Origin of the sequence: Lysobacter sp. Hz25, assembly GCF_046097045.1 — a bacterium.
GTDB classification, from domain to species: domain Bacteria; phylum Pseudomonadota; class Gammaproteobacteria; order Xanthomonadales; family Xanthomonadaceae; genus Lysobacter; species Lysobacter antibioticus_B.
Window position 1 is genome coordinate 4352507 of sequence record NZ_CP175666.1, and the last position, 19046, is coordinate 4371552.

Below are 19046 nucleotides of genomic sequence, written 5' to 3' on the forward strand. Positions count from 1 at the left end.
TTAGGTCCTTCGAGGCGGTGGTCAGGGCAATGCGGCGTGGCCGGAATCCAATCCACACCGGCTCCGGCGGCCGACTGCATACGCGAGAGTACGCCCGCCACAGTGCAAACGTCTTGCGCCCAAGTCTCAGCACTGCGACCCTGCCCCACCCGCTCAGACCCCGCCCGCATGCAACCGATCCGTTTCGAACTCGACGCCCAGCACGAGCACGTCGAACTCAACCAATTGCTCAAGCTGGTCGGCCTGTGCGACAGCGGCGGCGCCGGCAAGGCGATGGTCGCCAGCGGCGTAGTCCGCGTCGACGGCCAGGTCGAGCTGCGCAAGACCTGCAAGATCCGCGCCGGTCAGACGGTGGCCTGCGAGGGCGTGACGATCGAGGTCGTCGCCGGCGCCTGAGCGCCGTTGATCAGGGCGGCCCATCGAAGGGCGGCCCATCGAGCGCGGCCGCGCCGGTCATCGCTTCAAGCCAACGGCAAGGTCGTCGTCGCTCTGCACCAATCGTCGTGGGCGCGCTGCACGCCGCGCGTGGCGGTGACGTAGTCGCTGCTGCCGAGCGCCTCGACGAAACGGCAGGAGGCGTAGCCCTCGGCCTTGCGCTCGTACTCGGCGACCCAGCGCTCGCGTTCGGGCAAGCGCTCGGCGGCGATCGGCCACACGCCGGGGCGCGGCCGCAGATAGGCGTGAATGCCGATACGCCAAGGCTTCGGGCTGACCCGTGCGCGGAAGCAATGCTGGCGCCGGCATAACAACGCGTAGTACGAATCGGCGCCGACCGCGTCGAAGAACTCGATCACCGCCGCTTCGTTCGGGTCGAACACGCGGTGCATGACCAGCAGCCGCAAGCCTTTCGGCGTGCGATACAAACGCAGATGCCAGTCCGGATGCGCGGCGACGAAGGCCTTGATGCGCGCCGTCGCGCGGCCTTCGGGTCCGCCGTCGGCGCGGTGCCTGCGCCGCGACTGCACGCTGGCGATCCAGGCGAACAGCCACAGCATCGCGATCATCGTCAGCACGCCCAAGCCCCAGTGCGTCGCCACGCCGACGCCGATGGCGAACGCGAGCGAAGTCCAGAAATAACTCTTGCGCCAGGCCGAGACCGGCTCGTCGAAATCGACGTCGGCGAACAAGACTTCGGGCGTGTTGAGGCAGCGCGCGCCGTAACTGTTGCGGGTGACGACGAGGTCGCCGTCGCGCTCGACGATCTGTTCGCGGATCGGCAGACCCTCGGCGTCGTAGGGCACGCGCGGCTCGCGCTTGAGCAGGCTCTCGCCGGCGAGGATGCGGTCGAAGGCGTCGCGCGCCCGCGCATCGGCCATCGCCTGCGCCTCGCCGAGGCTCGCGTCGGACCACCCGAAGCGACGCACCGTCAGCGCACGCCGCCCGCTCGCATGGCCTTTATCGAAGGCCTCGTGAACCCGGGCTTCGGCCCAGAACTCCGGAACGATCATCGCCATCGCTGCCTCCATGCAAAGTCGGCCGATTGTATGCGCAGCCTGCGGGCGACGCCGGCACTTGACGGCGCGCACCATCGGCGTAGCATTTTCTCCACGCCCTCGGACAGACCGGCGGCGACTCAACTCCGTGAGGGATTCTCATGGCAATCGAATTCGATTACCTCGTTTTCATCGGGCGCTTCGAGCCCTTCCATAACGGCCATGCCGCCGTCGCCCGCCACGCGCTGGGCAAGGCCCGCAAGGTCATCTTCCTGGTCGGTTCCGCCGACACCCCCCGCACCATCAAGAACCCCTTCACCGTCGCCGAGCGCGCGGTGATGATCCAGGCCACCCTGGCCGACGCCGGCGACCGTCTGATCGTGCAGCCGCTGCGCGACCATCTCTACAACGAGAGCCTGTGGATCGCCAGCGTGCAGCGTACCGTCGCCGAGGCGGTCCGCCACGACGGCGGCGGCAGCGAATCGCGGGTCGGCCTGATCGGCATGGACAAGGACGCCTCCAGCTATTACCTGCGCGAGTTTCCGCAGTGGCCGCTGGTCGACGTCAGCCACACCGCGACCTTGTCGGCGACCGAGCTGCGCCGCTATCTGTTCGAGGCCAACCAGATCGACAGCCACGGCGGCCTGATGCTGATCCGCGCCAACGTGCCCGGCCCGGTGTTCGACATGCTCGAAGCCTTCCGCAAGAGCTCGCCGGCGTTCACCCAACTGGTCGCCGAGTACCAGTTCATCGAGCAATACCGCGCGGCCTGGGCCGATGCGCCTTACCCGCCGACCTTCGTTACCACCGACGCGGTCGTGGTGCATTCCGGCCACGTGTTATTGGTGCGCCGCCGCGCCGAACCGGGCAAGGGCCTGTGGGCCTTGCCGGGCGGCTTCGTCGGCCAGGGCGAGAGCCTGCTCGATGCCTGCCTGCGCGAACTGCGCGAGGAAACCCGGCTCAAGCTGCCGCTGCCGGTATTGAAGGGTTCGCTGAAGAGCGAGCGCGTGTTCGATCACCCCGAGCGCAGTTCGCGCGGCCGCACCATCACCCACGCCTACCACTTCGATTTCCCGAGCGGCGAGCTGCCCCCGGTGCGCGGCGGCGACGACGCCGACAAGGCGCGCTGGATCGCGGTGGCCGAAGCGCTGGAGATGGGCCCGCAGCTCTACGAAGACCATCTGCACATCCTCGAATACTTTCTCGGCCGCGGCTGATCCACCCGGACCGCCCGGCTTTCCGCGCCGGTGGACAGACCGCCGGCCACCCTCGACGCGAAGGAGCTTCCCGTCATGCAATGCCTCGACAACCTGCTGCTCAACACCGACAGCTACAAAGCCAGCCACTGGCTGCAATACCCTCCCGGCACCGATGCCACCTTCTTCTATGTGGAATCGCGCGGCGGCGTGCACGACCGCACCGTGTTCTTCGGCCTGCAGGCGATCCTCAAGGAATACCTGGCCAAGCCGGTCACCCACGCCGACGTCGATGAGGCGCGCGACCTGTTCGCCGCCCACGGCGAGCCTTTCAACGAAGCCGGCTGGCGCTACATCGTCGACACCCACGGCGGCCTGTTGCCGATCCGCATCCGCGCCGTGCCCGAGGGCACGGTGGTGCCGACCCACCAGGCCCTGGTGACGATCGAATCGACCGACCCGCAGGCCTACTGGGTGCCGTCGTATCTGGAAACCCTGCTGCTGCGCCTGTGGTACCCGGTGACGGTGGCGACGATCAGCTGGCACGCCAAGCAGACCATCCGCCAGTTCCTCGAACGCACCAGCGACGACCCCGAAGGCCAGTTGCCGTTCAAGCTGCACGACTTCGGCGCGCGCGGCGTGTCGAGCACCGAATCGGCGGCGTTCGGCGGCGCCGCGCACCTGGTCAACTTCCTCGGCACCGACACCGTCTCCGGCCTGCTGTTGGCGCGCCGCTACTATCACGAGCCGATGGCGGGCTATTCGATTCCGGCGGCCGAGCACAGCACCATCACCAGTTGGGGCCGCGAGCACGAGGTCGACGCCTATCGCAACATGCTGACCCAGTTCGGCAAGCCCGGCGCGATCGTGGCCGTGGTCTCCGACAGCTACGACATCTTCCACGCGATCCGCGAGCATTGGGGCAAGACCCTGCGCGATGAAGTCATCGCCTCCGGAGCGACCCTGGTGGTGCGACCGGACTCGGGCGACCCGGTCGACGTCGTCCACCAATGCGTGAGCATGCTCGACGAAGCCTTCGGCCACACCGTCAACGGCAAGGGCTACAAGGTGCTCAACCACGTGCGGGTGATCCAGGGCGACGGCATCAACCCGACCAGCATCCGCGCGATCCTCGAACGCATCACCAGCTACGGCTATGCCACCGACAACCTCGCCTTCGGCATGGGCGGCGCGCTGCTGCAGCGCCTGGACCGCGATACGCAGAAGTTCGCGCTCAAGTGTTCGGCCGCGCGCATCGACGGCGAGTGGATCGACGTCTACAAGGACCCGATCACCGACAAGGGCAAGTCGAGCAAGCGCGGCCGCATGACCCTGGTGCGGCATCGCGAGTACGGCCATTTCAAGACCGTGCCGGTGCCGCCGGAAGCGGCTTCGCTGGAAGAAGCGGTCAAGCCGATGGGCTTCGACGATGCCATGGTAACGGTGTGGGAAGACGGTCGCATCGTCAACGACTGGACCTTCGCCCAGGTGCGCGCGCTGGCCAACGCGGCGCGGCTTTGAGGTGAGGCTTGGTTGAGTTGCTGCCGGGTGCGTCATTACAAGGCGCACTCCGTAGCCGCGCCTTCCTCGCTCTCGACCACCCGACCACGAACGCCCCAAACAGGACCCGCCCATGCCAGCCCCTCTCGAAGGGCTTGCCGCCGCCGATCCGGCCAGCCTGCCCCTCAGCGCCGCTTCGCCCTTGTTCGAGCGCCTGCGCGCCGCCACCCCGCAACTCGCCCGCCGCGCGCCCGGCGACGACGACGCTCGCTGGTATTCGCACCGCTTGAACGGCCGCGACTACCGCTTCGCCCAACCGATCACCTTCACTCCTTATGCTTCGGCGCGCGCCTGCTCGGCGCGGTGCCGGTTCTGTTCGGAAACCCTGCGTCCTCTCGACGGCGGCACGCTCGCACAAACTCTGCGGCCCGGCGCCGACTACTTCGCGAGCTTGTCGCAGGCGCTGGTGCAGCTGCGCGGCGTGCCACTGTCGTGGTCGCTGTCGGGGCTGGAAGCCAGCGACGACGAAGCCTGGTTCCTGCAATTGCTGAGCACGCTCGCCGCGGCCGAACGCGATGGCGTCGTCGTCGAGGAACGCGTGCTCTACAGCAACGGCGCCGGCTTCGCCCGCGGACGCGGCGCCGAACTGATCGCCGCGCTGCAAGCCTTCGGGCTGTCCTGGGTGGAGCTGTCGCGCCACCATCCCGACCCCTTGCGCAACCAGGCCATCATGCGTTTCCGCGAGCACGAGGCCATTGCCGATGCCGCGGTGTTCGAAGGCGTCGCGCGCGGCATCGCCGACGCCCTGCCGCTGCGTCAGGTCTGCATCCTCCAACACGGCGGCGTCGACGATGCCGCCGGCATCGACGCCTATCTGGACTGGGCGCAGCGCTGCGGAGCCGGTACGGTGATCTTCCGCGAGTTCTCGCGCCTCGGCCCGGACTATCGCGACAACGCCAGCCGCCGCTACATCGAACGCGAGCGCGTCGCCATCGAGGAGGTGCTGGCCGATTGCATGGCCGCGCCGTGGTGGCCGCGGATGATCCCGCAACGGATCACCGAGGGCTACTACTTCTGGAACCTGCGCCTGCGCGACGAGCGCCGCGGCCTGGAGGTGGTGTTCGAGTCCTCCGACTACACCGCGATGCATCGCCGCCATGCCAGCGGCGATCTCTACAAACTCGTCTTCCACGCCAACGGCCGCCTGTGCGCGGGTTGGCAGCCCGACCGCGACATTCTCTGGGAGCCCGCACATGGACAGCCGTAGTTGGTGGGTGCTCACGCCCGATCCGCCCGAGCATCGCCTGCCTGAGGATCTGCGCGAGCGCGACGGCCTGGCCGGGCGCGACTGCGGCTGGGTCAACCAGATGCGGCCGTTCGTGCGGCATTTCTCCCAACCCGGGCAATGCGTGTTCGATCCGTTCTGCGGCTTCGGCACGACCTTGCTCGCCGCCGCGCTCGAAGGCCGCAAGGGCTGCGGCACCGAAATCGACGCCGGCCGCGCCGAGCTCGCCCGCGAGCGCCTCGCGCGTCACGGCGTCGAAGCGCCGATCGCGGTCGGCGGCCTGCCGCAGGTCGAGATCCCTCGCCCGATCGACCTGTGCCTGACCAGCGTGCCCTACTTCGGCTGTCGCTGGCCGCAGGCCGGTGCAAACGCGGGCCAGCTCTACGACGAACGCGACTACGCCGCTTACCTGCAGCGTCTGCGCGACATCTTCCACGCCGTGCGCAAGGCCTTGCCCGATGGCGGCTTGTGCATCGCGATGGCCGAGAACGTGGTCGTGGAAGGGCGCATGTTGCCGCTGGCCTGGGACCTAGGCCGCGTGCTCGGCGAGTTGTTCGTGGCGCGCGAAGAACGGCTGCTGTGCTACGAACGCGACGCCGAACCGCTGCCCGCTGCCTCGACCCGCAGCAACCGCAGCCACGAGTACGCGCTGGTGTTCCAGAAAGTCGCCGAGGCGGTCTGCCTCGACAGCACCCGCAGCGAACTCGAAGCGATGCGCGCGGCCGGTTTCGAGTACACGCTGTATGGCAGCTTCGCGCGTTGGCTCGAACAGGGGCCGCAGGCCTCGCCGCGTCCGCCGGCCGATGCCGACCTGTGCCTGCCCGACGATGCGGCCGAACTCGATCGCCTGCTGTATTGGCTGCACGAACGCCATTACGAACTCACGCTGTGGGGCGAGCCGGTGCGGCCGCCGCTGCGGCTCGAACGGCTCGCGCAACATTGGTATCTGCGTGCGCAACGGCGCGATCGCCTCGGCCGTTTGGTGCGCCTGGACCTGGGATTGGCTAGCCAGCAACCAGCCGGCAACGTCTGAGTCAGCCGCCCGCTACGCCATGGGTCGCGAGGTCGAGATACCAGAACAAGGCGGTCTCGTGCCTCACCGCCGCATCGTGGCGGTAATGGAATCGGTCGAAACCGCCGAGGACGAAGCCGTGACGTTCGTAGAAGCGACAGGCGGCGACGTTATGGTCCTGGGTTTCCAGCATCAGGCCCGGGTGCCCGCGCTCGCGCGCCCAGGCGATGGCGCGATCGAGCAAGGCCGCACCCGCGCCGCTGCGCCGGCGGCCCGCGTCGACGGCGATGTCGTCGATCAAGGCATAGCCGTTCCAGTTCGTCGACACCAGCACGCGGCCGACGACCTCGCCGCGCTCGATCGCGACGAAGGCGATGCGATCCTCGGCAACGAGATAATCGTGCAGGTCGTCATCCTCGGCCTCGTCGCCGTAACGCTTGCGGTACGGCGTCAGCGGCACCGCTTCGTAAGCGATGACGCCGTCGCGCGCCTGCAGGCTCAGCCGCGAATCGACCAGGAAACTGCCGTCCAGGCTCAACGCCGCCTCGATGCGCCCGGCGCTGAGGCGCTCGACGAGGACGCTCATCGGCGCAGGTCCAGCGCCAGGATGGCGTCGCCGTAGGTGTTGCCGCCGACCTGGAAGCGGCGTTCGCCGACGTGCTCGAAACCGTTACGGGCATAGAACGCCAAAGCCCGTGCGTTGCCGGCATAGACGCCGAGCAGCAAGCGCCGCGCACCGCGCACGCGCGCCTCGGCGACCGCCTGCTCCATCAACTCGCGGCCGACGCCGCCGCCATGGAAACGCGAGAGCAGGTAGATGCGCTTGAGTTCGAGGTCGTCCTCGCTCAGATCGTGCAGCGGCAACTTCGGCGGCGCGATCACCGCATAGCCGACCGGGGCCGCGCCTTCGGCCGTTTCGGCCAGCCACAGCGCGGCGCCGGCGTCCTCCAGCCAATCGGCATAGACCTCCTGCGCGTGTTGCTTGCGGCAGTGCTCGACGATGTCGCGCCCGTGCAGGATGCCGGCGAAGGTTTCCAGGAAGGTGGCCGCACCGGCCAGCGCGAGCGCGCCGGCATCGTCGGCGCCGGCGCGGCGGATCCGCACGGCATCGCCGGTCGCGGGCGATGTGGAGGTGGAGGCGGTATTCATGCGCGATCGAGGGCTGGCGGCGATGCGCTCAAGATCGCACACCGCCCGCGCCCCGCACATCGGCGAAAAGTCGCAGTCGCGCGACAACCGCGGCGCCGCGCATGCGAACGGCGACCGCGGAATGTTCCGCGGCCGCCGCAGGTAGTCCCGAGCGGACGAGGCTTAGCCGGCGACCTGGATCACGACCTTGCCGAAATGAGCGCCGCCGTCGAGATAGTCGTAGGCCTGGCGCGCCTGGTCGAAACCGAACACGCGATCGACCACCGGGACGATGCGGTTGACGCCGACGAAGCGCGACAAATCCTCGGCCATGCCGCGACTGCCGACGTAGATGCCCGACAGGCGCTTGGCGCCGGTGATCAGCGCGAACGGATCGAACTCGCCGGCGAAGCCGCTGACCCCGCCGATGACGGCGATGGTGCCGCCCATCGCGGCGGCATCGATCGAACGCTGCAAGGTGCCCTTGCCGCCGACTTCGAGCACCGCGTCGACGCCGCGGCCGCCGGTCAGCGCGCGCACTTCGTTCTGCCATTCCGGGGTGGTGCGGTAGTTGACGGTCGCATCGGCGCCGAGCGCCTTGGCGCGGACCAGCTTTTCATCGCTCGAGGATGTGACGATCGCCTGCAGGCCGGCGGCCTTGGCCAGTTGCAGGCCCCAGATCGACACGCCGCCGGTGCCGAGCAGCAGCACGCTGGCGCCGGGCTGCAGCTTCGCTTCGACGAACATCGCGTTCCAGGCGGTGACGCCGGCGCAGGTCAGGGTCGCGGCCTGGGCGTCGTCGAGATGCGCGGGCACCGCGAACACGGACTGCTCGGAGACCACGATCTCTTCGGCCAGCACGCCATCGACGACCGCACCGAAGGCGTCACGGGTGGCGTACGGCGTCGGCGCGCCCTGCAGCCAGTGCGGGAAGAAGCTGGTGGCGACGCGATCGCCGACTTTCCACAGCGAACTCGCCGCGCCGACTTCGACGATTTCGCCGACCGCATCGGAGGCCGGCACGAACGGAGCCACCGGGCCGCTCAGGTAGGTGCCTTTGGCGATCATCAGGTCGCGGAAGTTCAGCGACACCGCGCGCACCCGGACCCGGACCTGGCCGGCGCCCAGCGGCGCGGACGCGCGCTCGAACTGCTGCAACGCGCCGATGCCGGCGCCACTGTCGATGCGATAAGCCTTCATGTCTGTCTCTGTGTGTGAGGGGAGACGATCGCCGGCGGTCGGGAACAGGTGCCGGGACGATCGAGTGGCGCTACGATATCGCTTCCACTACATCCGCAGTGCCTCTTCTTAATCCACATTCTGTAGCGCATCAGGAACCAATATGGCCGTCAACGACCGATTGCTCGGCATCGTCGCCTTCGTCCAAGCCGCCGAGGCCGGCAGTTTCGCGGTCTCGGCCGAGCGCCTGGGCGTGACTCGTTCGGCGATCGGCAAACGCATCGCCCGGCTCGAACAGCAGCTCGGCGCGCGCCTGTTCAACCGCAGCACGCGCCGGCAGAGCCTGACCGACGACGGCCAAGCCTATTACGAACGTTGCGTCAAAGCCCTGGCCGAACTCGACGCCGCCGAGGCCGCGCTGGACAGCGGCCGGCGCGAGCCGAGCGGGCGCCTGCGGGTCAGCGCATCGGTCCAGTTCGGCCGCCGTTGCGTGGCGCCGGTGATGCTGGAGCTGGCGCAGCGCCATCCGCGCCTCGACATCGATCTGTCCTTCAGCGACCGCGTCGTCGACCTGGTCGAGGACGGCTACGACCTGGCGATCCGCATCGGCCGTTTGCCCGACAGCTCGACCTTGGCGGCGCGTCAGCTGACCGAAGAACGGCTGGGCATTTGCGCTTCGCCCGATTACCTGGCGCGGTGCGGACGGCCGCGCAACGTCGACGAATTCGAGGGCCATCAGGCCGTCGTGTACGGACGCAACGGCCACACCGTGCCGTGGCGCTTGCGCGACGACGACGGCGAAGTGCGCGAACCGCGGGTCCAGACGCGCTTGCGTTTCGACGACCTGGAAGCCATCGCCGACGCCGCGGTCGCCGGTGCCGGCCTGGCCTTGCTGCCGTGCTGGATGCTGTCGCGTTACGTACGCAACGGCGAGCTGCAGATGGTGATGTACGCCGACCGCGTGATCGGCAGCCGCATCAATGCGGTCTGGCCGCACACGCATTACCTGCCGCTGCGCACGCGCGCGGCGATCGACTTGTTGGTGGAACGCATTCCGCAGTTGGTGGCGTGGGACCCGGCTAACCCGACGGTGGTTTGCGGTTAGGGCATGCGCGTCGTTGGAATACGCGATTGAGGGGGCCGTCTGCTCCGTTTTGAGCGGAACAGCAAGGGCAAATCCCCCCCTGCCCCCCCTTTTTCAAAGGGGGGGGAACAGCAAAGCCGTCTGAGCCGGCCACTCAAGCAGTCTCGTCGGATCCCACCGGCAACAGCCCAAGGACTTCCCCCCTTTGAGAAGGGGGGCCAAGGGGGGATTTGCTGTTGCTGTTGCTGTTGCTGTTGCTGTTGCTGTTGCCGTTGCTGTTGCCGTTGCCGTTGCCGTTGCCGTTGCCGCCGGCATTGCAATCGCTAACGCCACCACTTCCTACCGCTCCGGCCAATACCACGCCGGCGCATCCAGCATGCCCTGCCCCACCACTCCGGTCTGGCTGAACTGCTTTTCCAACTGGATGGTGTTGCACGCCGACTCGGCCTCCAGGGCCGCGATCAGACGCGAGGCATGCGAGACCACCCAGACCTGGGTGCGGGTCGCGGCGCGCGCGATCAGCCGCGCCAAGGCCGGCAACAGATCCGGATGCAGGCTGGTCTCGGGTTCGTTGAGCACCATCAACGGCGGCGGCCGCGGCGTGTGCAAGGCGGCGATCCACAGCAGATAACGCAAGGTGCCGTCGGACAATTCCGCCGCCGACAAGGGCCGCAACAGGCCGTGCTGGGAAAACTCCAACAGGAAACGTCCGCCATCCCCGACCACGCTCACGCGCGCGCCGGGAAACGCATCGCTCACCGCTGCGTCGAGCGCCTGCGGATCGCCGATTTCGCGAATGGTCTGCCAGGCCGCGGCCAGGTCGCGGCCGTCGTGGCTCAGCACCGGCGTGCGCGTGCCCAACTGCGGCTGCCGCGCCGGCGCTTGCGCGTCGCTGCGGAAATGGTCGTAGAAGCGCCAACCGCGGATGGTCTCGCGCAGGCTCAGCACTTCGGGCGCGGTCTGCGGGTCGGCGATCTGCCCGAACAGACTCTCGAACGGACTCAGGTGTTCGGCCGCCACGCGCCAGGCACGACCGTCGCGCACCCGCGCCATCGCCCCGCGCCGGTCGACCAGCACGCTGGCCGGACGCAGGAACGGCCCGCTCCAGATCACCTCGCGCTTGATCTCCGGGTCGTGAGCGAACAAGGAACGGCTCGGCACCGGCAGACCAAGGTCGATCGCATAACCGTATTCGTCGCCGGCGAAGCCGAGCCGCAGCGACACCGGTTCGGTGCGCGCCACGCCCTGCACCGGCACCTCGCCGCGCTTCATCCGCGGAGAGATCGTTTCCGGGCCGGCCCACAGGGTCGAGCCGAGCCCGCCCTCGCGCGCCAGCGCCGGCACCACCCCGCCCTGGGCGGTTTCGGCCAACAAGCGCAAGGCGCGATAGAGATTGGACTTGCCGCTGCCGTTGGCTCCGGTGACCAGATTCAAGCGGCCCATCGGCAGCGCGAGCTGGCGCAGGGACCGGTAATTGGCGACGGCCAGGGTGCTCAACATGGTTGGACGTGGACTCGATGGGAAACGGTGCGGCGCAAGGCGCTCGCCCTTGTAGGCCAGCCGCGTCTCGCCGGCCGCGACCGCCTGTCAGAGTAGACAGGTGGGGTGGCCTGAATAGAACGGCGATCACGTTAACATTGGCGGGCGAGTCTCCACTCGGGCGCGATCCATCGCGGCCGACTTCGTCTGGGGCCCCCGGCGACCTCCCGCTGCACGCGCAGCGCAAGCCGGGTGACGAACGGACTCCGTCAGGCGTCGCGATCATCGTGTCGCGGCAAACAGGAAAGCAGTATTAAGGAAGAAACGATGAAGACGGCAAGCAGGGGAATTCAAGCGGTGGCATGCGTGATCGGGCTGGGCATGGCGCTGAGCGCCGCGCCGAGCTGGGCGCAGAGAAAGAGCGCGCAGGATCTGCGTGCGGAAAAAATGAACCAGATTCCGACCTGCTCGAAGAACCTGGGCGCGATCTCGGTGATCGAGCCGGAAGACACGGTCAACTGGTGGAGCGGCCAGCAACTGCCGGCGCCGAGCAAGCTGATCAAGGTGTTCGTGCAGAAGTCGCGTTGCTTCACCCTGGTCGACCGCGGCGCCGGCATGGACATGGCGATGCGCGAACGCGAGCTCGCCTCCAGCGGCCAGCTGCGCAACAAGTCCAACATCGGCAAGGGCCAGGTCCGCGCCGCCGACTACGTGCTGGTGCCCGACCTGATCTCCAAGAACAGCAACGCCGGCGGCAACGCGATCGGCGGCCTGCTCGGCGGCCTGATCGGCGGCAAAGCCGGCGCGGTGGCGAGCAACCTCAACTTCAGCAAGAAGACCGCCGACGTGGTCCTGACCGTGACCGACGTGCGCTCGTCCGAGCAGGTCGCGATGGCCGAAGGCAGCGCCAAGAAGACCGACATCGGCTTCGGCGCCAGCGGCGCGCTGTTCGGCAGCAGCGGCCTCGGCGGCGCCGGCGTGTCGGGCTATGCCAACACCGAAGTCGGCCAGGTCATCACCATGGCCTACCTGCAGGCCTACACCAATCTGGTGACCGAACTCGGCGGCCTGTCGGGCAACCCGTCGGCATCGAACTCGCAGCAGGCCGTCACCGTGGTCAAGGCCGCGCGCCTGTTCGCCAACGCCTCCGGCAGCGGCAAGGTCGTGCGTCCGCTCGACCCGGGCATGATGCTCTACCCCACCGGCACCAAGCAGGGTGCGATGTGGGAAGTCGAAGACGAACTCGGCAACAAGGGCTGGGTCTCTTCGCTGGCGCTGGAACTGTCGAAGTAAGCCGCGATTCGTTCGCGTGCGCGAAGGCCGCCGGGAAACCGGCGGCCTTTTTCGTTGGCGCGTCACTCGCCGCACCGCATCGCCCGATCGCCCAGCCCTCCGGCCCACTTTCTTTCGGCCGGGCAATCGGCGATACATGCGAGCCGGCGCACAACGGCATCGTCCGCCGCGGGCCGGCCAGGCAACGCAGCGTCATTCTCAGGGAGGAACCATGCAGCTCGTCCGCCGTCTGTGTTCGTTGTGGCTCGTCGTCGGCCTGTCCGCCTGCACCTGGCACGTGCGCGAGGACAACATCGTGATCCCGCGCGCGGCGCCCTCGGCCGATCTGGCCGCATTGCGCGCCCAGCTTCCGGCTTATCGCATCGAGGAAACCCGTATCGCCGCCGCCGACGGCGCGCAGCTGTATTCGTTGCGTTTCCTGCGCAGCGACGCGGTCGCCTCGGTGCTGTATTTCGGCGGCAACGGCTACACCGTGGCCAAGCATGCCGCGACCACCGCCAAAGCCTATGCCGAAGCGCCGGTCAACTTCGTCCTGGTCGATCACCGCGGCTATGGCGCCAGCACCGGCACCGCCTCGCTGGAGGCCTTGCTGGCCGACGCGACCGCCGTCTACGACAGCCTGCGCGCGGAGCCCGAGCTGGGCGCCGTGCCGCTGATCGTGCACGGCCATTCGCTGGGCAGCTTCATGGCCGGCAAGTCGCCGCGGCGCGCCATCTCGACGGCTTGATCCTGGAAAGCTCGGTGACCAACTTCGAGGACTGGGGCGCGTACATGCGCTCTCGGCAGAAACTATGGGCGCGCATCCTGGTCCGGCGTGTCGCGCCGGCGGGCGCCTTGGCCGGCCAGGGCAACCACCACGTCGTCGCCACCCTGGACGAGCCGGTGCTGTTCGTCGCCGGCGAGAACGACACCGCCACGCCGCCGCGCTTCGCCGAGGCGCTGTACGAGGCGACGCCGCAGCCCGCAGAGCGCAAGCGGCTGCTGATCGTGCCCGCGCGCGATCATACGAACGCCGCCGACTCGCCGGAGTTCCGCCGCGCGCTGGGCGGATTTCTCGCCGAGCAAGTCCGTCCGCGCCCGGCCGGCTGATTCGCCATTCCCCTCCGACAGGAACCGCCATGACCGCTTCCGACCGCAATCTGCGCCTGGACTACCTCGAATTCACCGTCGCCGACATCGCCGCCTCCAAGGCCTTCTACGGCGCGGCCTTCGACTGGACCTTCACCGACTACGGCCCGGACTACTGCGAGTTCGACGACGGCCGCATGAAGGGCGGCTTCAGCACCCACGGCGCGCCGCGCCCGGGCGGCGCCTTGATCGTGCTGTACGCCGACGACCTCGCGCAGGCGCAAGGCCGCGTCGAAGCCACCGGCGCGAAGATCGTCGCCAGCCACGAATTCCCCGGCGGCCGCCGCTTCCATTTCATCGACCCGGACGGCTACGAACTGGCGGTGTGGTCGGACCGCTGAACCCGGCCGGCCCTGACGGCTGGGCAGCAGCGTTTCAGCCGGCGCTCACTCCGCAGCCCCGGCCAGGCTCTAAGCTCGGCGCTTGGACAGCGGCTGAGGGAACAGTGCATGGCCTTGGATTTCCTGGGGGAATTCGCCCTGCGCAGCGTGTTCGAGGCCGGTCTCGAGCTGGCGTGGAAAGCGATGCGGATGCTGTCGTACTGGACCGGCTGGTTGCTGCTGTTTCCGATGCTGCGCACGCGTGCGCCGAACCACCCCTTGTTCGCCTGGGCCGGAGGCCTCGCCTGGCTCGCCTTCATCGCCGCCTGCGCTGCGGCGTATTGGTATCTGCATTCCGGCGCGTGATCGCGCAGGCATCGGCCTGCGCGATCCATCGCGGATGACGGCACCCGATGACGGCGCCCGCCGCTACACCTGCGCCGTTTTCCAACGCCCGCGGGTGAACAGCCACAGCGTGAACACGCCGACCGAGGTCTCCGAGACGAACACGCCCCAGAACACCCCCGAGTGCTGCCAGTCCAGGGTGATCGCCAGCACGTAGGACAGCGGAATCTGGATCAGCCAGAAAAACACGACGTTGATCTTGGTCGGCGTCATCGTGTCGCCGGCGCCGTTGAAGGCCTGCACCGTCACCATCCACCAGCCGTAGATGAAGAACGAGTAGGACAGGATGCGCAGCCATTCGGCGCCGATCGTCACCACCTGCGGATCGTCGGTGAAGAACGCGACCAACTGCGTCGGAAAGAGGAAGAACAGCACCGACACCACGACCAGGTAGGCCATGTTGTACCAGCCGATATGCCACACCGAAGCCTCGGCGCGCTCCGGCTGGCCGGCGCCGAGGTTCTGGCCGACCAGGGTCGCGGCGGCATTGGACATGCCCCAGGCCGGCATCATCGTGAACATCATGATGCGGATGGCGATGGTCGCCCCGGCCACCGCCTCGCTGCCGATGCTGGCCAGGATGCGCATCAGGAAGATCCACGAGGTCATCGCCACGATCATCTGGCCGACGCCGCCGAGCGAGGTGCGCACGATGTTCCACAGCATCGCGCCGCGCCAGACGAACTGCGCCAGCGTCACCCGGATGTGCTTGCCGCCGCGGAACAACACCCACAGCTGAAACAGCACGCCGATGCCGCGGCCGATGTTGGTGGCGATGGCCGCGCCCTCGATGCCGAGCGCCGGCACCGGCCCGAGGCCGAAGATCAGCAGCGGGCACAGCAGGATGTTGAGGCCGTTCGACAACCACAGCACGCGCATCGCGATGGCCGCGTCGCCGGCGCCGCGGAAGATCGCGTTGATGACGAACAACAGCATGATCACCGCGTTGCCGCCGAGCATCCATTGGGTATAGCGATAACCGTGCTCGATGCTCCAGGCGTCGGCGCCCATCAGCCGCAGCAGGTCCTGGGCGTAGAAGATGCCGGCCAGCGCCGGCAGCAACGACACCAGCACGGCGATGAAGATCGCCTGCACCGCGGTGATCGCCGCGTCCTCGCGCTTGCCCTCGCCGATGCGCCGCGCCACCACCGCGGTCACCGCCATCGCCAGGCCCATGGCCAGCGCATACAGCAGGAACAGATAACTCTCGGTCAGGCCTACTGTCGCCACCGCCGACGGCCCCAGCTTGGCGACGAAGAAGATGTCGACCACGGCGAAGGTCGATTCCAGCACCAGCTCCAGCACCATCGGCACCGCGAGCAGGAACACCGCGCGCCGCAAGGGGATCTTGGTGTAGTCCGCATCGGTGCCGCGGACGGCGTCGCGCAGGTCGCTCCAAAGCGTGTGCGGCGCCGGCTCGGCCAGGGCGGCTGTGGGTTCTTGACTCATCGCGTGCTCCTGTTGGGTCGCACCGACGGATGATAGGGCGACCTGCCCGATGCGCCAGTGACAACAGTACGACGAACCGCAGGACTACAGATCGACACAGCGCCGGCTTTCCTCTTCCCTGCGCTGTGCGCTACAACCTGAACCCGCGCGCCGCCGCCTCGCGGCCGTCTGCGAGGCGATCCGATGCGAATGTCGATTCAGGCCCCTCGCGTTCGTCGGACACAGTGAGGGCTTCACCTCGTTACGGAGACTACCCATGCCTGGCACCGTCCGTTTGCACCGCGTATTCACCGCCCCGCCCGAGCGCATCTACCGCGCCTTCCTCGATGCCGCCGCCTTGGCGAAATGGCTGCCGCCGGACGGTTTCACCTGCACCGTGCACGAGCTGGATGCGCGGGTCGGCGGCAAGTACCGCATGGCCTTCACCAATTTCTCGAGCGGCGGCAGCCACGCTTTCGGCGGCACCTATCTGGAGCTGGTGGCGAACGAACGCATCGTCCACGACGACCGCTTCGACGACCTCAACCTGCCCGGCACCATGGTGACCACGATCACATTGCGCGCGGTGTCCTGCGGCACCGATGTGCAGATCGTGCAGGAAGGCATCCCCGACGTGATCCCGGCCGAGCAGTGCTACCTCGGCTGGCAGGAGTCGCTGACCCTGTTGGAGCGGTTGGTCGAGCCGACGATCCCGGGCTGAGCGGCGCGGCCCGGCGCCGCCATCGCGGATCCGACTGCGAACCACGAGCGGCCCGGGGAACCGGGCCGCCCGGGCATCGTGCGCCGCGGCGAACGCAAAGGCCGCAAGCGGCGAGTCCTGGTCTGGCCGCATAGCGCGCCGCTGCGGGTTCATCGCATCGGATCCGCCTCGTATCATGGCGTCACTGGCGAAGACCGACGACGCACCGGCCTTCGCTCGACTCCTCCGACACGGCGACGACATGGCCTACGAACGCGTGCACATGATCTGGGAGTATTGGGAAGGGCCGCGCAGCGGCATCGCCGATTACGGCGGCCGCCCCTTCCACTTCAGCGGCGTCTACGACGAGCACGAATACGCCTACACCGACAGCTTCGTGCTGACTCCGTTCGACGAGGGCACCTTCGCCCTGGCCCAGGAAGAGTGGGCGATCTGGCGGCGCTGGGAATCCGATTTCCACTCCGGCCGCGTGCTCCGGGAATCGCGCCCGTCCTATGGTCACTACGATCCGCGCTATAACGAACTCAGGCAGCTGTTGAATGGCGAGATCGAGCATCGCTCGGCGCAGGCCCTGAAGATGCGCGGCGAATTTCGCCCGGCGGTGTCCGAGCAAGAGGCCTTTCCGGGCCAGCGGCATCTGTTCGAAGTCGAGTGGTCGCCGGCGGACTGAGCAGGCGGTCGTGCAACGAAAACGGCCCGGAATCCGGGCCGTTTTCCATCCGCTGCGATCGGCCGGGCCGATCGATGGCGATCAGAGCATCGGCAGCTTCAGTCCGCGCTCCTTGGCGCACTGCTGGGCGATCTCGTAACCGGCATCGGCATGGCGCATGACGCCGGTGCCGGGGTCGTTCCACAGCACCCGGGCGATGCGCTGATCGGCTTCCTTGCTGCCGTCGCAGACGATGACCACGCCGGAGTGCTGCGAATACCCCATGCCCACGCCGCCGCCGTGGTGCAGCGAGACCCAGGTCGCGCCGCCGGCCACGTTGAGCATGGCGTTGAGCAGGGGCCAGTCGCTGACCGCGTCGCTGCCGTCCTTCATCGCCTCGGTCTCGCGGTTCGGCGAAGCCACCGAGCCGCTGTCGAGATGATCGCGGCCGATGACCACCGGCGCCTTCAACTCGCCGTTGCGCACCATCTCGTTGAAAGCCAGGCCGAGCTTGTCGCGCAAGCCCAGGCCGACCCAGCAGATGCGCGCCGGCAAGCCCTGGAAGCTGATGCGCTCGCGCGCCATGTCGAGCCAGCGGTGCAGGTGCTCGTCGTCGGGAATCAGTTCCTTGACCTTGGCGTCGGTCTTGTAGATGTCCTCGGGATCGCCGCTCAGCGCGACCCAGCGGAACGGGCCGACGCCGCGGCAGAACAGCGGCCGCACGTAGGCCGGCACGAAGCCGGGGAAATCGAAGGCGTTGCTGCAGCCTTCGTCTTGCGCCATCTGGCGGATGTTGTTGCCGTAGTCGAAGGTCGGAATGCCCTGCTGCTGGAACGCCAGCATCGCCTCGACGTGCACGCGCATCGACTTCTTGGCCGCGTCGCGCACGCCTTCGGGGTTGTTCTTCTGTTCGCTCAGCCACTTATCGACCGTCCAGCCGATCGGCAGATAGCCGTGGACCGGATCGTGGGCGCTGGTCTGGTCGGTCACCGCGTCCGGACGCACGCCGCGGCGGACCAGCTCGGGCAGCACTTCGGCGGCATTGCCGAGCAAGGCGATCGACTTGGCTTCGCTGGCGGCGGTGTACTTGGCGATGCGCGCGAGCGCGTCGTCGAGGTCGGTGGCCTGCTCGTCGACGTAACGCGTGCGCAGGCGCATGTCGATGCTGCTCTGCTTGCATTCGATGTTGAGCGAGCAGGCACCGGCCAACGAGGCGGCCAGCGGCTGCGCGCCGCCCATGCCGCCCAGGCCCGCGGTCAGGATCCACTTGCCGACCAGACTGCCGCCGTAATGCTGGCGGCCCATCTCGACGAAGGTCTCGTATGTGCCCTGGACGATGCCTTGCGAGCCGATATAGATCCAGCTGCCGGCGGTCATCTGGCCGTACATCATCAAGCCCTTCTTATCGAGCTCGTTGAAGTGCTCCCAGGTCGCCCAGTGCGGCACCAGGTTGGAATTGGCCAACAGCACGCGCGGCGCGTCGGCATGGGTGCGGAAAATGCCGACCGGCTTGCCCGACTGGATCAGCAGGGTTTCGCTGTCGTCGAGCTCGCGCAACGACTTGAGGATCGCATCGAAGGATTCCCAATCGCGCGCGGCGCGGCCGATGCCGCCGTAGACCACCAGCTCGGCCGGGTTCTCGGCCACGTCCGGGTCGAGGTTGTTCTGGATCATGCGGAACGCGGCTTCGCTGAGCCAGGACTTGCAGCTCTTCTCGCTGCCGCGCGGGGCGCGGACGACGCGGCTGGGATCGTTGCGGGTGGCGGCGGACATGGCGATTCCGATCTGCTTGAGAGACGGGAATTA

At 68.0% G+C, this 19046-nt stretch carries 20 protein-coding genes; 13 read left to right on the forward strand and 7 right to left on the reverse strand.

Annotation, left to right across the window (positions count from 1 at the left end; genetic code table 11):
- The first annotated feature begins 168 nt into the window (after nucleotides 1–168).
- Nucleotides 169–396, forward strand: a complete 228-nt coding sequence (locus ACKN61_RS17890) for an RNA-binding S4 domain-containing protein (protein ID WP_031373424.1) — start codon at nucleotides 169–171, stop codon at nucleotides 394–396.
- Nucleotides 397–461: 65 nt separating this feature from the next.
- Here the strand turns inward: ACKN61_RS17890 and ACKN61_RS17895 are convergent, their stop codons facing one another.
- A complete protein-coding gene (locus ACKN61_RS17895; RefSeq protein ID WP_408950661.1) occupies nucleotides 462–1454 on the reverse strand; it encodes a hypothetical protein in 993 nt (330 codons plus the stop codon).
- A gap of 140 nt (nucleotides 1455–1594) precedes the next feature.
- Between ACKN61_RS17895 and ACKN61_RS17900 the strand changes: the two genes are divergently transcribed.
- The 4 genes from ACKN61_RS17900 (at nucleotide 1595) to ACKN61_RS17915 (ending at nucleotide 6447) form a co-directional block, all read left to right on the forward strand.
- Nucleotides 1595–2650 carry a bifunctional nicotinamide-nucleotide adenylyltransferase/Nudix hydroxylase gene (locus tag ACKN61_RS17900; RefSeq protein WP_408950662.1) on the forward strand — a complete coding sequence of 352 codons (1056 nt, stop codon included), beginning with the start codon at nucleotides 1595–1597 and terminating at the stop codon, nucleotides 2648–2650.
- A gap of 75 nt (nucleotides 2651–2725) precedes the next feature.
- Nucleotides 2726–4150 carry a nicotinate phosphoribosyltransferase gene (locus ACKN61_RS17905; protein WP_408950663.1) on the forward strand — a complete coding sequence of 475 codons (1425 nt, stop codon included), beginning with the start codon at nucleotides 2726–2728 and terminating at the stop codon, nucleotides 4148–4150.
- Nucleotides 4151–4262: 112 nt separating this feature from the next.
- Nucleotides 4263–5396 carry a hypothetical protein gene (locus ACKN61_RS17910; RefSeq protein ID WP_408950664.1) on the forward strand — a complete coding sequence of 378 codons (1134 nt, stop codon included), beginning with the start codon at nucleotides 4263–4265 and terminating at the stop codon, nucleotides 5394–5396.
- Nucleotides 5383–6447, forward strand: coding sequence for a DNA methyltransferase (locus ACKN61_RS17915; RefSeq protein ID WP_408950665.1), 1065 nt, complete (start codon nucleotides 5383–5385; stop codon nucleotides 6445–6447). The genes ACKN61_RS17910 and ACKN61_RS17915 overlap by 14 nt, the downstream gene beginning before the upstream one ends.
- Nucleotide 6448: 1 nt before the next feature.
- On the opposite strand, the gene ACKN61_RS17920 is transcribed toward ACKN61_RS17915, so the two are convergent.
- The 3 genes from ACKN61_RS17920 to ACKN61_RS17930 all read right to left on the reverse strand — a co-directional run bounded on the left by ACKN61_RS17920 (nucleotide 6449) and on the right by ACKN61_RS17930 (nucleotide 8754).
- On the reverse strand, nucleotides 6449–7012 hold the full coding sequence (locus tag ACKN61_RS17920) for a GNAT family N-acetyltransferase (RefSeq protein ID WP_408950666.1): 564 nt from the start codon (nucleotides 7010–7012) through the stop codon (nucleotides 6449–6451).
- A complete protein-coding gene (locus tag ACKN61_RS17925) occupies nucleotides 7009–7575 on the reverse strand; it encodes an N-acetyltransferase family protein (RefSeq protein ID WP_408950667.1) in 567 nt (188 codons plus the stop codon). The genes ACKN61_RS17920 and ACKN61_RS17925 overlap by 4 nt, the downstream gene beginning before the upstream one ends.
- A gap of 162 nt (nucleotides 7576–7737) precedes the next feature.
- Nucleotides 7738–8754 carry a zinc-dependent alcohol dehydrogenase family protein gene (locus ACKN61_RS17930; RefSeq protein ID WP_408950668.1) on the reverse strand — a complete coding sequence of 339 codons (1017 nt, stop codon included), beginning with the start codon at nucleotides 8752–8754 and terminating at the stop codon, nucleotides 7738–7740.
- Nucleotides 8755–8896: 142 nt separating this feature from the next.
- On the opposite strand from ACKN61_RS17930, the gene ACKN61_RS17935 reads away from it, so the two are divergent.
- Complete coding sequence (locus ACKN61_RS17935; protein ID WP_408950669.1) at nucleotides 8897–9838, forward strand: LysR substrate-binding domain-containing protein; 942 nt, start codon at nucleotides 8897–8899, stop codon at nucleotides 9836–9838.
- 318 nt (nucleotides 9839–10156) lie between these two features.
- On the opposite strand, the gene ACKN61_RS17940 is transcribed toward ACKN61_RS17935, so the two are convergent.
- Nucleotides 10157–11317 (reverse strand): AAA family ATPase, encoded by a 1161-nt coding sequence (locus ACKN61_RS17940; RefSeq protein ID WP_408950670.1) that lies wholly within the window; start codon nucleotides 11315–11317, stop codon nucleotides 10157–10159.
- 306 nt (nucleotides 11318–11623) lie between these two features.
- On the opposite strand from ACKN61_RS17940, the gene ACKN61_RS17945 reads away from it, so the two are divergent.
- From ACKN61_RS17945 to ACKN61_RS17965, 5 genes are all read left to right on the forward strand, one after another.
- Nucleotides 11624–12589 (forward strand): CsgG/HfaB family protein, encoded by a 966-nt coding sequence (locus tag ACKN61_RS17945; RefSeq protein WP_408950671.1) that lies wholly within the window; start codon nucleotides 11624–11626, stop codon nucleotides 12587–12589.
- 211 nt (nucleotides 12590–12800) lie between these two features.
- The gene (locus ACKN61_RS17950) at nucleotides 12801–13316 is read left to right on the forward strand and encodes a serine aminopeptidase domain-containing protein (RefSeq protein WP_408950672.1); all 516 of its coding nucleotides are present in this window, start codon (nucleotides 12801–12803) and stop codon (nucleotides 13314–13316) included.
- Nucleotides 13313–13678, forward strand: coding sequence for an alpha/beta hydrolase (locus tag ACKN61_RS17955; RefSeq protein WP_408950673.1), 366 nt, complete (start codon nucleotides 13313–13315; stop codon nucleotides 13676–13678). Before ACKN61_RS17950 ends, ACKN61_RS17955 begins: the two co-directional genes overlap by 4 nt.
- A gap of 29 nt (nucleotides 13679–13707) precedes the next feature.
- Nucleotides 13708–14058, forward strand: a complete 351-nt coding sequence (locus ACKN61_RS17960; RefSeq protein ID WP_408950674.1) for a VOC family protein — start codon at nucleotides 13708–13710, stop codon at nucleotides 14056–14058.
- A 108-nt stretch (nucleotides 14059–14166) separates the two neighbouring features.
- Nucleotides 14167–14403: a hypothetical protein gene (locus ACKN61_RS17965; protein WP_408950675.1), complete on the forward strand. Its 237-nt coding sequence runs from the start codon at nucleotides 14167–14169 to the stop codon at nucleotides 14401–14403.
- A 63-nt stretch (nucleotides 14404–14466) separates the two neighbouring features.
- On the opposite strand, the gene ACKN61_RS17970 is transcribed toward ACKN61_RS17965, so the two are convergent.
- Entirely contained in the window at nucleotides 14467–15891 is a 1425-nt protein-coding gene (locus ACKN61_RS17970; protein WP_408950676.1) for an MATE family efflux transporter, read from the reverse strand.
- 256 nt (nucleotides 15892–16147) lie between these two features.
- Between ACKN61_RS17970 and ACKN61_RS17975 the strand changes: the two genes are divergently transcribed.
- Together ACKN61_RS17975 and ACKN61_RS17980 are read left to right on the forward strand one after the other, a co-directional pair.
- A complete protein-coding gene (locus ACKN61_RS17975; protein ID WP_408950677.1) occupies nucleotides 16148–16591 on the forward strand; it encodes an SRPBCC family protein in 444 nt (147 codons plus the stop codon).
- A 175-nt stretch (nucleotides 16592–16766) separates the two neighbouring features.
- Nucleotides 16767–17261, forward strand: coding sequence for a hypothetical protein (locus ACKN61_RS17980; RefSeq protein ID WP_408950678.1), 495 nt, complete (start codon nucleotides 16767–16769; stop codon nucleotides 17259–17261).
- An 81-nt stretch (nucleotides 17262–17342) separates the two neighbouring features.
- Here ACKN61_RS17980 and hutU read toward each other — a convergent pair whose 3' ends face one another.
- Nucleotides 17343–19013 carry a urocanate hydratase gene (hutU, locus tag ACKN61_RS17985; protein ID WP_408950679.1) on the reverse strand — a complete coding sequence of 557 codons (1671 nt, stop codon included), beginning with the start codon at nucleotides 19011–19013 and terminating at the stop codon, nucleotides 17343–17345.
- Nucleotides 19014–19046 lie beyond the last annotated feature (33 nt).